General features: G+C 37.8%; 13 protein-coding genes and 1 rRNA gene. 4 read left to right on the top strand and 10 right to left on the bottom strand.

The window, feature by feature from the left end; genetic code table 11:
- Positions 1-360 (bottom strand): 16S ribosomal RNA (locus tag ACEN4I_RS10665); the annotation flags it as partial.
- 660 nt (positions 361-1020) lie between these two features.
- On the opposite strand from ACEN4I_RS10665, the gene ACEN4I_RS10670 reads away from it, so the two are divergent.
- Together ACEN4I_RS10670 and ACEN4I_RS10675 are read left to right on the top strand one after the other, a co-directional pair.
- Positions 1021-1509 carry a hypothetical protein gene (locus tag ACEN4I_RS10670; protein ID WP_131832597.1) on the top strand — a complete coding sequence of 163 codons (489 nt, stop codon included), beginning with the start codon at positions 1021-1023 and terminating at the stop codon, positions 1507-1509.
- Positions 1510-1672: 163 nt separating this feature from the next.
- A complete protein-coding gene (locus tag ACEN4I_RS10675; protein WP_407102961.1) occupies positions 1673-2029 on the top strand; it encodes a hypothetical protein in 357 nt (118 codons plus the stop codon).
- Between the two features lie 110 nt (positions 2030-2139).
- Here the strand turns inward: ACEN4I_RS10675 and ACEN4I_RS10680 are convergent, their stop codons facing one another.
- From ACEN4I_RS10680 to ACEN4I_RS10700, 5 genes are all read right to left on the bottom strand, one after another.
- The gene (locus ACEN4I_RS10680; RefSeq protein ID WP_407097664.1) at positions 2140-2349 is read right to left on the bottom strand and encodes a helix-turn-helix domain-containing protein; all 210 of its coding nucleotides are present in this window, start codon (positions 2347-2349) and stop codon (positions 2140-2142) included.
- A gap of 10 nt (positions 2350-2359) precedes the next feature.
- Positions 2360-2851 carry a DUF2975 domain-containing protein gene (locus ACEN4I_RS10685; RefSeq protein WP_407102960.1) on the bottom strand — a complete coding sequence of 164 codons (492 nt, stop codon included), beginning with the start codon at positions 2849-2851 and terminating at the stop codon, positions 2360-2362.
- Positions 2852-3650: 799 nt separating this feature from the next.
- The gene (locus tag ACEN4I_RS10690; protein ID WP_407102959.1) at positions 3651-4973 is read right to left on the bottom strand and encodes an NCS2 family permease; all 1323 of its coding nucleotides are present in this window, start codon (positions 4971-4973) and stop codon (positions 3651-3653) included.
- A 172-nt stretch (positions 4974-5145) separates the two neighbouring features.
- On the bottom strand, positions 5146-5568 hold the full coding sequence (locus tag ACEN4I_RS10695) for a lipocalin-like domain-containing protein (protein ID WP_407097661.1): 423 nt from the start codon (positions 5566-5568) through the stop codon (positions 5146-5148).
- 26 nt (positions 5569-5594) lie between these two features.
- Entirely contained in the window at positions 5595-6113 is a 519-nt protein-coding gene (locus ACEN4I_RS10700; RefSeq protein WP_407127742.1) for a cupin domain-containing protein, read from the bottom strand.
- 326 nt (positions 6114-6439) lie between these two features.
- On the opposite strand from ACEN4I_RS10700, the gene ACEN4I_RS10705 reads away from it, so the two are divergent.
- Entirely contained in the window at positions 6440-7420 is a 981-nt protein-coding gene (locus ACEN4I_RS10705) for an ornithine cyclodeaminase family protein (RefSeq protein ID WP_407127746.1), read from the top strand.
- 62 nt (positions 7421-7482) lie between these two features.
- Here the strand turns inward: ACEN4I_RS10705 and ACEN4I_RS10710 are convergent, their stop codons facing one another.
- Positions 7483-7848 (bottom strand): YccF domain-containing protein, encoded by a 366-nt coding sequence (locus ACEN4I_RS10710; RefSeq protein ID WP_407102957.1) that lies wholly within the window; start codon positions 7846-7848, stop codon positions 7483-7485.
- A gap of 280 nt (positions 7849-8128) precedes the next feature.
- On the opposite strand from ACEN4I_RS10710, the gene ACEN4I_RS10715 reads away from it, so the two are divergent.
- Complete coding sequence (locus ACEN4I_RS10715; RefSeq protein ID WP_407102956.1) at positions 8129-8731, top strand: hypothetical protein; 603 nt, start codon at positions 8129-8131, stop codon at positions 8729-8731.
- A 295-nt stretch (positions 8732-9026) separates the two neighbouring features.
- Here ACEN4I_RS10715 and ACEN4I_RS10720 read toward each other — a convergent pair whose 3' ends face one another.
- The 3 genes from ACEN4I_RS10720 to ACEN4I_RS10730 form a co-directional block, all read right to left on the bottom strand.
- Positions 9027-9686: an undecaprenyl diphosphate synthase family protein gene (locus ACEN4I_RS10720; protein WP_407102955.1), complete on the bottom strand. Its 660-nt coding sequence runs from the start codon at positions 9684-9686 to the stop codon at positions 9027-9029.
- A gap of 152 nt (positions 9687-9838) precedes the next feature.
- Positions 9839-10765, bottom strand: coding sequence for a 2-dehydropantoate 2-reductase (locus ACEN4I_RS10725; protein WP_079650593.1), 927 nt, complete (start codon positions 10763-10765; stop codon positions 9839-9841).
- Positions 10766-10805: 40 nt separating this feature from the next.
- The gene (locus tag ACEN4I_RS10730) at positions 10806-11852 is read right to left on the bottom strand and encodes a PTS transporter subunit IIC (protein ID WP_407097658.1); all 1047 of its coding nucleotides are present in this window, start codon (positions 11850-11852) and stop codon (positions 10806-10808) included.
- Between the last annotated feature and the right edge of the window lie 321 nt (positions 11853-12173).

Raw genomic sequence — 12173 nt, forward strand, 5'->3', positions numbered from 1 at the left:
CCTCCCGTAGGAGTCTGGGCCGTGTCTCAGTCCCAGTGTGGCCGATCACCCTCTCAGGTCGGCTACGCATCATCGTCTTGGTGAGCCATTACCTCACCAACTAACTAATGCGCCGCGGGTCCATCTACAAGTGACAGCCGAAGCCGTCTTTCTTCCCAATGCCAGGAGGCATTAAGATCTATGCGGTATTAGCATCCGTTTCCGAATGTTATCCCCCGCTTATAGGTAGGTTACCCACGTGTTACTCACCCGTCCGCCACTCTTCTTTCTCGGTGCAAGCACCGATAGGAAGCGTTCGACTTGCATGTATTAGGCACGCCGCCAGCGTTCGTCCTGAGCCAGGATCAAACTCTCATAAAAGTTGCAGACCGAAGTCTGCTTATTTTAATGATGCTTGTAGCTCATTAATTGATTGCTAGCGAATAAATATTCACTAATTTGTTTGTTTTGGCACTTGCCAAAACTTCCTTACACGTTTGGTTCGTCTTACTTTGTTTAGTTTTCAAAGGTCTAATTTCGTTTGCGTCGTCTCCGCGACAACTACTTAATAATATCAGAGCAGCAATTGCTTGTCAACAACTTTTTTGAAATTGTTTTTTCTTATTTGGCTTTATTTAAGCCGTGTTGCCGTGACAACTTCTATATATTATCATCGATTTAAAAAATCGTCAATGGTATTTTTATACTTTTTTTGTTTATTTTTACATTCTATTTACTTTCATTTTACACCAATTATCGTTTTATAATATAGTAGAAACTTGATCACCTCTCTTTCTCATTTTTATTTAATTTCGTTGAATACAACTTATATTTCTTTTAAAAGTTCTCATTATTTTTATTCCTATATTCTAACTATCCGTTTTCTTATTAATGGAATGAGAGTGCTGCCAACGCAAATCACTTAAAATGAGTTTCACATTAAAAATAACTAAAAATCAAGTTTTTAGTTCTCATAGTTACTTTTCTAGCATAAGTATCGTGATATACTAACTTTTGGTAAATTACGAGGAGGAATAAAATATGTTAAAGAAACTAATGGGTCCACTAGCAGTAATCTCACTTGCTCTTTTTGCTTGCGGCAATGAAGAGGCTGACAACACAACAGATGATGTTTCTGAAAGCTCTGACTCTACTGTAGCAAGTCCTGATGAAATCATGAACCAGATCACCGAAAGCAGTTCAGCAGATGAACGTTCATCTGTAGCTCTGGATTTTAGTTCTGGTGTGGAATGGATGGATGCTGGTTATACTTCTTCTCCTTCTGAAGACGGTAGTTATTTAGTAACTGGTTACCTTGAAGGCGGAGATAAACTTTTCTTAGTTCAAGATGGTGAAGTTCTTGAAGAAGTCGCGTTATCTGATTCATTAGATTTTGAATATGCTATGGAACCTATCACTGAAACTCAGGTTTACTATTTTGTAGCAGATAATCGTTTAGAAGTTGGCCAAACAGATGTCAACTTAGATGAAGTTGACCGCGCTGAAAAGATTACATTTGCAGTAGAATAATTATTCTGTATTAATTTGCATAAAACAGTTCTCTCTTTTTTAAAAGGCAGAGGACTGTTTTTTATTTTAAAGGCATTCTTTCCACAAAATAGCTTCATAATATGAGTAGTCTTTACTTTATGCTATTATTAAGATGACAATTAACGATAAGGTGGTAGACTATATGCGAATCATCGGAATCCCTATCCTCTCTATTTTTAATACGATCGTTTCTATCTTACTAGCACTCCTAATGTATGGATTGACTCAATTAACTTTAGGTGTAGGCAATGGTGCCAGCGATAATTCTGCATTGGTTGGATACCTCTTTATCGCTTTAGCTATTATGGCACTCCTTTGGCTTGGTCTTTATCAGGTATATAAATACAATAGACAGTTGTGGCTTTTATTATTTGCTGCTGTAGGTATTATTTTAACTGTATTAAATTTTCGAGTGATTTGGTTTGTTCTCTTAATGTTGATTTACTTCACAGGTATTCTGCTGATCATTAGAGATAAAAATTTCAACGAAAAAGTATAAAAATTTAAAACCAGTGCCTTTCTCTTTTATAAAGAGACGCACTGGTTTTATTTTTTTGAACCTATCTCTGTTGCCATGTACTTCAAACATCGGACTTGCCGTGTCCACTTTTATTCATCCAGTGCGTATTCCAAGATATCTCCTGGTTGACAATCTAAAGCTCTGCACAAAGCTTCCAATGTTGAAAACCGAATTGCTTTGGCTTTTCCATTTTTCAAGATGGAGATATTCGCCATCGTTATCCCTACTTTTTCTGAAAGTTCGGTTACGCTCATTTTTCTTTTCGCCAGCATTACATCAATATTGATTCTAATGGCCATATTTTCCACCTCAGACTGTTAGTTCATTTTCAGATTTTAACTCAATAGCTTTTTGTAAAAGTATTTGAAGAACTGCAGCAAACAAGGCAACGACTAATGCAGCAAAAGCTGGTATCATTCCTACAATGACTAAACCAGGTGCATCATCCCATTGTGCTACAGCGAAAACCAATGGTGAGATCAGAATATAGAAACCACAAATGATTAGGGCACATTTTTTGATTTTCTTTAAAGCCGCTACAGATAATAAAGAAAAGGCTTTGTCGTGGTCAATATATGTTAACAGTTTAAATGCTTGATACAATGACGCATAATAAGGGATCATCGATAAAGTCATTCCAACCAGAACCCCTAGAATAATATACCCTAATCTAGCTCCCTTCAAAGCTTCTGCTATTGCCACTGTCCCAATCTGCAGCCATAAAACAACTGCTAATGCTAAAACCGGCACCCCCATCAATACAACTGCTATTTTTAATAAGATTGTAGATCCGTTTTTCATCAGACACGCCTCCTTATATTTCTTGAAGTTATCTTACCACATTTTTATCGTTTATCAATAAATATATATTGAATTTGAATAAATCTAAAGAATCTTTATTTGATCTTAAACAATTTTTCTTTTTTTACAAAAAGGATATTGCTGCAAACTATGTTACCGACTCATTTCTGCAAATTAAATCCATGTTCTGGCAAAATTTCCAACATACTTCTGCAGCTGGCAAAGATATTGTGTGACATATCAGAGCATACGGCTCTTTATGTAAAAGGAATTCCAAATTGTGGTCATCAGGAGTTGGCTACTAATGCTTTGTTGCACCATATTCGTGAATATCATCTTTTATTTTCATTAAGACGGATGAATATAGCTTATATTTATGAGTGATGTAGCGGAACTTTTTTGGAGCGGAAGATTCGCCCATCGTTGCAGAATGTGTATCAAGCAATAAGTACTGGGAAATTATCGCTATTATGTGTGAGTAGTTTGGTGGAAGTTGTAGTGCTTGGGGCGGGTGGCGTGTTTCGAGGACTATATCACGGGAACATTTGGTGCGATATGGTAGATGAGAGCTTATTTTGGACCATAAGTGGTCCAGTCATTTGATGATATGGTTGATGAGATAGGTATCAAGTACCATATAAATAAAAAGCGAGTATCGATATAGTATTTGAAGCCCTTCTCACTGCAGTTCCGCTTCAAAAAATATGTGCACAAGCTTGAAAAGTAGTATTAAACAATAAAAAAGCCAGCTGAACGAGCCTTTCTAAAAACAAGACCACGTTCAGCTGGGATTCGACTTTTATATAAAGTTCAGTACAAAGTATAAAATAAAGACAATAGACAGCAACACGGTAGTACCGGTCAATTCTTTTGTGTCATTTTTGACCACTTTCAAAAGCGTGTATGAAATGAAGCCAAATGCTATGCCATCAGCAATGTTAAAGGTTAATACGGTCATGATGATCGTAAACAATGCTGGAAAGGCATCTGAGAAGTCGTCAAAAGGGATTTTTTTGATATTTCCCTGGATCATGCTTGCTCCAACAATAATCAAAATCGGCGCAACAGCACTCATTGGGATAAGAGTCAATATCGGCAGGATAAATAAAGCTGGAATAAATAACAGACCCGCTGTCAGCGAGGTCAGCCCGGTTCTTCCTCCAGCTGCCACACCTGTTGCACCTTCAGCAGTAGTGCTAGTCGAGTTGCACCCTAGTACAGCAGAAGTTAACGTAGAAATCGCATTTGATAAAAAGGCTTTTGGCATCTTTTTTCGATCGGGCAGCATACTGAGCTGCGAACCCAAGTTTTGAAATAAGACCATCATTAGTAGTGCAAAAACGGCTATCCAAAAATCAAGCGTCGCCATGATGCTGAAATCAAATTGTCCGACTCCTTCTAAAAATGGGGTTAAACTAAATGAAAAATCCGTTAATTCAGACAGATTGACGACTCCTGTGACAATACCGATCAAAGTACCCGCTAAGATACTGATCAAAAAGTTAGCAGGGACTTTTCTTTCAAATAAAATGACTGCGATCAGCAATGTCAATAAAGTTGTTAACGGAAGAGGTTCACTGAGATTTCCTAAAGCAACTAAAGTTCCCTCATTGCCTACGATTATCCCACCGTCTTTCAACCCTAGAAACATAACGAAAAATCCGATAGCTACGCTCATACCTGAAACTAAGGTACCTGGAATGGCTGAAGCTAATTTAGGGGCTAATTTAGAGGCCGCAATCAGCGTGAACAAAATCCCTACTACCAGCACTACCGTCAGTGCTTGCGGACTCGTCAGTCCAAAAGCCCCCACCAATGTAAAGGCAAAAAATGCATTATCGCTCATTCCGGGTGTAATGATCAAAGGAGAATTTGCTAGAAAAGCCATCAGTAAACAGCCAACCACAGCACTGAAGACTGTTGCTACAGTTACTGCGCTGTAATCCATGCCTGTCGTACTTAATACAGAAGCGTTGACCGCAATAATATAGGATATCGAGATAAAACTTGTCAATCCAGCTAGTATCTCGGTTTTGATCGTAGTCTTTTCTTCTGGAATATGAAATTTCCGATTGGTAAACTCTTTTAAAGACCATGTTGTTTCGTGTTGTTTTCCACTCATGCTCGTGCCACTTCTCCTTTAATTTTGAGACTCATTACTCTTAAAACTAAATAAAGCTAGTTGACCCTTTTATTGATTCCATTATATCTGACAATGACTTGCAAGAGCGTAATTATTGGAAAATATTTAAAAAAAGAGCTGAGACACTATCATCTCAGCTCCTAAATCTGCTTTAATTCTCTACCGGTTTCCAGACTAATTGACGTTCTGGATGTTTTACATTTGTTAAGTATAAATTGCCATTTTCCGTTTTCACTTTACGCGGTTGCTTAGATCCCACATAAGAAGAGATCAAACTGACTTCTACGCTGGTTTCCAGAATTTCTTTCTCTTCATCGATCACAAAAGAGCCCGTATAAGCGTGATATCCTAAATCTGACATTTTTTCTTCCGCTTCTGTCAAAAACTGAAGAGTCGTGTCCTTATTTCTAACCACAGCCATAATATGAACAGAAATTCGATTTTCGGAGGTAAATAGAATAAAACCTTTAGCGTTTTTTCCAAGAGGATAAATAATTTCTCCATTCTTATCTTCTGATTGAAAAGAAACCAATTCCCATGTTGTATCTGCAATAATTTCTTGAATTTTTCCCATTGTCTATTTCCTCCTCAAAACCTTTGTTAATGGATGATAAATTTATCCCAATACTCTATGACTCCCCCTTGTATTTTTTCAACCGGGTCATATTGAGGGATACCCAGACGGGAAATCCTAGTTTTCATTGCTTCATAGTCCTCTTCATCACCAGTTTGCATGTCCGGTTCTTTACCTTCCGGATAGGCGCCGACAATTTGAAAATCATCTGTGGATTCGATCAATTTATGGGCTACTCCAGCTGGCAACAATACCACATCTCCGGTTTTAAAAGGATACACTTCCGCATCCGGTCCGCCTAGTTGAACTTTGGCTTCTCCAGAAATGCACGCTAATACTTCATGCGTATTTGAGTGGAAATGATGGTACTTAAAAATGCCGCCTACCCATCCATTAGAATAGCCGTTTTTTTCTAAAAAGGCTTGTACGTTTTGCCCTCTGTCTTCAGAGTGCACTAATTCTTTCACTACACCAGGATAATATAAAACAGGTAACGAATTATTTGGAAACGGTGCATTTTCTGCGATATCAAATGTTTCTACCATTGCTGCAATCTCCTTCCTTTTTCGTTTAACCTTATTATAAGGAATCTCTTTCTATTAGTCGAAGGATTCATTTGGTAAATGGGCTCGGTTGATGGAGTCAGGTGTTTTATTTCAACTAGACGATACGCTGAGCAGACGGGTCCTCGGCCGTCTAAAAAAAATACCATTAGCTTTACCATTTCCATGCTATAATAGACACATCAGGTGTTATGCAACACATACAAAAAGCAGTCGAATGTAGCATACAGTTTCTATCATTTTTACGGAGAACCTTTTCTCTGAATTAAAAAGGAGGAGTTATTCTGGAAGAAAAGAACACACTTTTAATCAATCAAAGTACGATCAAAGAATTATTAGATGTTGGAGATTTTAATGATATTGTACATAAAACATTCCAAGGTCTCGGTGACGGAACGGTCATCAATCCTCCTAAATTAACATTAGATTTAGGAGAAACGGGTGGTTTCCCTTCCTATGAAGGGTTTATGAACGCCATGCCTGCTTACATTGGATGGCAGGATATTGCCGGATTGAAGTGGGTCGGCGGCTTTTTAGGAGAGCGTAAAAAAGCCGATCTTCCTTACATTACAGCTATGATTCTGCTCATCAATCCTCATTTAGGCACCTTTACAGCTGCTTTAGATGGAGCTTATATCACCAATATGCGTACAGGAGCACAAACAGCGAATGCGTTACGCTATTTAGTCAAAAAACCGTCTATTACTATAGGAATGTTCGGTGCAGGTATGCAAGCTAGTACCAATATTCTTACTATTTCAAATTTATTTGATATCTCAGAATTGATCGTCTGGAATCATCGTCGTTCGTCTGCAGAAAAATTTGCAGAGGATATGAAAGATGTCGTCAGTGGAAAGATTCGCGTTGTTGATGATGCAGAAGAAGCTAGTCAAGCAGATGTGTTGATTACCGTAACTCCAGCTCAAGAACCGATCATCAAAACTGAGTGGGTCAAACCTGGAACGATTGTTTTTCCTCTGGGTTCATTCCAAGAAATCGAAGACGACTTGATTCTGAAAGCAGATAAAATCATTGTTGATCATGTCGAACAAGCTCTTCACCGCGGCGCTTTAAAACACTTGACGAATGAAGGCAAATTATCAGAAGACAATATTTTCACCACATTAGGCGAACTGGCTCTTGAAAAAACATCTGCCGGCGACTTGTCCAATGACATTACAATTTGTATCCCTATCGGAACTGGCGCGATGGATGTTGCTATTGCAGGTGTAGTGTACAAACGAGCTCTTGAAAAAAATCTAGGTGGTTCTTTCGATTTTGAAGGATAATCGTCAAAACCCAGCAGGGAAATGAATGTTCATTTCCCTGCTGGGTTTATTTTTTTATTTCATTATGTGCGGTAAATCTCTGAACCGACTGGTAACAGGGCTAACTTGGCATGCTTGAAGTGTTGCATCCCAAAAGGAGTCCCCACGATGGTCATACAGAAAATAATTCCTAATACGATTTCTTCCCCAACAATTGCAAAACCGCCAAGTATTAACCAAATAATATTGATGAACAAGGATGTTCCGCTGTCACTGAAGCGAATATCTTTTCCGAAAGGGGCCGCCGCCATTTTAGCAAATTTAAAACATTGTCTACCGATTGGAATCCCTACAATCGTAATGGACCATAAAATTCCTAAAATTCCCCATGACAGAAAACTGATAAACCCGCCTAAAATGAACCAAACTACATTTCCTAATACTTTCATGCATACTCTTCTCCTCTATAAATACCGCTATTCTATTGACTACACTATTCATTATAGAAAAAATTACATGGAATGGCATCGGTCTAAATGATGATTTTTTTCTTGTTGAAAGTAGGTCTTTAGACAAATTTATTTTTCAATGTCCCGATTTTTTCGATAGTCACTTCTACGGTTTCTGGATTTGATTGTGTAGTGCTCTTAATTGAGATAAAATAAGAATGATCAGTTGTTCATCAAACATGACTTGATTCTTAAACTACTCAAAAAGGAGCTCCCTCTTATGAACACACATAACATTGAGAAGCAAAACAGCCATTTAAACCTAGAAGATCCATTCGTACAACACATTTTCTCTCTTTATGATGACTATGCAGAAGTTCCTTACATCTCTCCAAAACGTGATCTAGAAGAGTGGTTGGATTTGGCCGAGATCGGCTCTGAAAAATTGGTTCCTAAACGCAACATGATTCGTTACGAAGAAGACCTTTTACCGGGACACTTGATTTTATTGTGGCGTATCAATTTTGGCACTTTTACCAATATAAGTGTCTACCCGAAATATTTCGAATACGACTACGGTATCAATGGCCCTCAAGCTCTAGACGAAGTTTTAGAGAAAGAATATGCGGCAGAACTTTCCGCAATGGACTCTTTGGATCATCTGAATGCAGCTCAATTAAAAGCCATTTTAAAAAAATTGGAAATAACGGGTTATTCTAAGTTGAAAAAATCTGAATTAATAGAGTTGAGTCGGAAACAATTAACTGAAGAACAGATTGCCCCGCATTTTAAAGTTAGAGGTTATGTTCTGACCGAAGCAGGTAAGCATATCTTAGTGAAACATCCTGAAGCAGTCGATCGTCACCCTAAGAAGAAATATTAGTATTTTCATAGAGAGGCGGCCACCACGTGAATAACGGTGGCAGTCTCTTTTTTTTGCGCGTGTAACGTAAAAAGGTTAGCTCTTTATTTTCAAGTAAGGTTCATTGAATTAGTATTAGACTAGATAGCTCTGATGTGCGCTCTCAGCGACATTCGGTACTTTTCTATCATCCCAAATGGTTCTGATACAGGATCTCAGCGACATTTGAGGCTTTAAATCGACTCAAATGGCTCTGACGCTATTCTTTTTACCAAAAAAGGTTGCCTCATTTTTGAGGCAACCCTTTTTAGATACATCATCCGCCTAATGTAATATCTTGGTCTTGATACCATTTCAAAGCACTGTGCACTTGTTCAATATTGTAATCAGGCCAAAGCTCATCGACAACATAAAAATCTGAGTAAATAGATTGGGTTGGTAAAAAGCCGCTTAGTCTTCTTCTTCCTCCCCAGCGAATAATTAAATCCATTCGAGAGATTTCTGAAGAAGCGATTTTTTTCACGATATCTTCTTTAGGATCAAAATCGGCTTGTTGAGTAGGGTAATTCAAATCCCAATTCCAACCATAATTAACCAGGAAATTGATTTTAATCAACCCCTTGCCAAATTTAGTCCGTTTGGTATAAGGCAGCAACTCTTCAGGGAACATTTTTGATTCTGTATTACCGATGACCAATAAATCGGCATCTCGGTCTTTCAATTGATTTACAGCATCTATGCAGGCTTGTTGAAAAGCTTTCGTTTGTTCTGAAGGACGTTTGGTGTTATCCACTGTAAAACCATAGAAAGTCATTTCTTTGATGCCCAATTCTAATCCCAAATGGTACAATTCCAGACCCGGCATAATCCCGTGCTGGTAACCTTCTTGCTTACCGAGGCCTTGGTTTTGTGCCCATCTTCTATTGCCATCTGGAATGATCCCGATATGACCAGGTAATCTTTTATATTTTGCCATTTACCACGCACTCCTTCAAAAAAATAGTTCTATTCCTATTATACGCATACTTTTTATGATTACCTAATAATGTGCGTTACTTGCAACATCCTTCCCTATTCTATTAAAAAAGGCAAGTCACAGAGAATGATCTCCTGACTTGCCTTGTCTATTTAACGTTCGATTCCTAAGATATCTTCTTTAGCATGGATCAGTTGAGTGATTTGTTTGCTGTAGGGTGCTTCAAATCCTTGTTTTTCGGATTCTTTAGCAACTAAACCATTTAAGAAGTCAATTTCAGTTGGGCGTTTATTCGATAAATCTTGGTGCATCGACGGGTAGTGTTCACCAACTTTTTTGGCCACCACTTTTAAGTAAGCCACTGTTTCATCTATATCCAGGTGTACTCCTTCCGTCTCAGCAACACGAGAGAATTCTTTTACAATTCCTGAAACCAAGTCATCAGTTTGAGAATTTTCAAAAAGTTCTTTGATATTGCAATCCAAGACAGAACATAAAGCATTCATCGTCCCATTCACACACGCTTTTCGCCAAGTCGTAAAGTGTACATCTTGACTGTATACTCCATTTAAACCGCATTCTGCCATCATTTTAACGACTTCACGAGTCCCTTGTTCTTCACTTTCATCAGCGTTTTGAACTTCAACCGGGCCTTCTCCCATAAAATGAGTCTTTCCGGGAGCGTCGATTCCACCAGTCCAGACAGTTGTTCCCATAATGATATTCTTTTTAGGAATATATTCTGAAATTGTATTGGCATGTCCTAACCCATTCAATAAACAAACTACTTTAGTATCATCTGTTAACAGGTGTTTGATCTGTTCCAACATATGTCTTAAACCCATTGATTTTGTGAAGATAAAGACTACATCAAATGTATCCTTGATTTCATCGGGTTTTCCGACGGGAATAGAAACAGTATCCTCTTTTCCATTTAAGGTAACAGATAATCCATTTTCACGAATCGCTTTAATATGGTCTTCCCAAAAATCTAATAGTGTAACGTTATTTCCGCCTTTTTGCATCATGTAACCAAATCCGCATCCTAAAGCTCCTGAACCTGCAATTGCTATTTTCATTCTAAAATCCTCCAATAATCTTTATCTGATTCATTATAAATTAATTTGAAGCGGGAATAAATTTAAAAATTTCATCTTCATAAACATGCATCACTTTGTTGCACAGTATGTCGATCAAGAAGCCTCCTACAAAAGGTATGATAAAGTATGCTAAGGCAACACTTACCAAACTACTTCCCATATTAAACGCTTGTATTGGTCCAACTAAACCGACGATTCCAAAACCTGCTGTTTGCGGTGTTCCTTGAATCGTTAACATGTACACTCCAATCCCTGAAACGATCGCGTTTAATACAATAGGCACCATGATTTTAGGGTATTTGATCAAATTAGGGATCATCATTTTCATCGCACCCAGTAAGATAGCTAACGTTGTTCCAGATTGGTTGATACGTAACGAACCGATAACCAAGATAGCAGTACAAGCGGCTACTCCAACTGCAGCTGCTCCAGCTCCTAATCCCGCAACACCAATGGCAATTCCGATCGCTACTGTTGAGATAGGCGAAATAATAAGAATAGCAAATGCTACCGAGATTAAAATAGTCATCAGCAATGGTTGCAACGTTGTGAAACTATTGATCAAGTTCCCAACAGTAGAAGTCACCATGCCGACGTAAGGAAGTATGATCAAACCAATCGTTCCTACCCCTGCTCCCACAATGATCGGCATAAGAATCAGTGTCAATGAGCCTAATCGACCTTGCAGTAAACGAGTCACATATACAGCGATAGCTGAGACGATCATCACATTGATCAAATCACCGATCCCCACTAATTGTACTCCTGCTTCAGTGACTTTATAAGCCCCTGACCCTAAAAAAGTTGCAGCTCCTATAATGACACTTTCCATTCCGTTCATTTTGAATTGCATGGCTACCAGAACACCAATAATAGCTGGAGTAATAAATTGCATAATCGTAACAACACTTGACAATAATACAAATACAGAACCGTATGGAATAAGGGCTTTAAAAACAGAACCTAGTATAGCATTAGCAATCAGTCCAATAACGATCCCTGAAGCTGTTCCTCCTAAAACTTTGTTTAAATAATCTTTGGCTGTATATCTCATATTCTCTTCCATCTCGATCAACCTCTCTAAATTTTTATAAACTGAATAATGAATAAAAAGCCTAATGACTAATTAATAATTTCACAAATCTTTTTAACAAGGTAATTTTATCACAATGTATGAAATAATTCAATCTCAAATATTTCTTTCTTCTTCATTAAGCTCTCATTTTTCAAAGTTTTAAAAATTTCATTTGCCAGCAAACCATGTATTCTTTCCTTTTAAACATATTGGTCTAGGACGATTAAGACATATTCTCCCTTTTTTATTAAACCTATAACGATTATCGGTACATTGTGTATATTTTAACAAATAATGAGAATTCTTTCATAT

This window comes from Desemzia sp. FAM 23990, from assembly GCF_045528485.1.
Classification (GTDB): Bacteria; Bacillota; Bacilli; order Lactobacillales; family Carnobacteriaceae; genus Desemzia.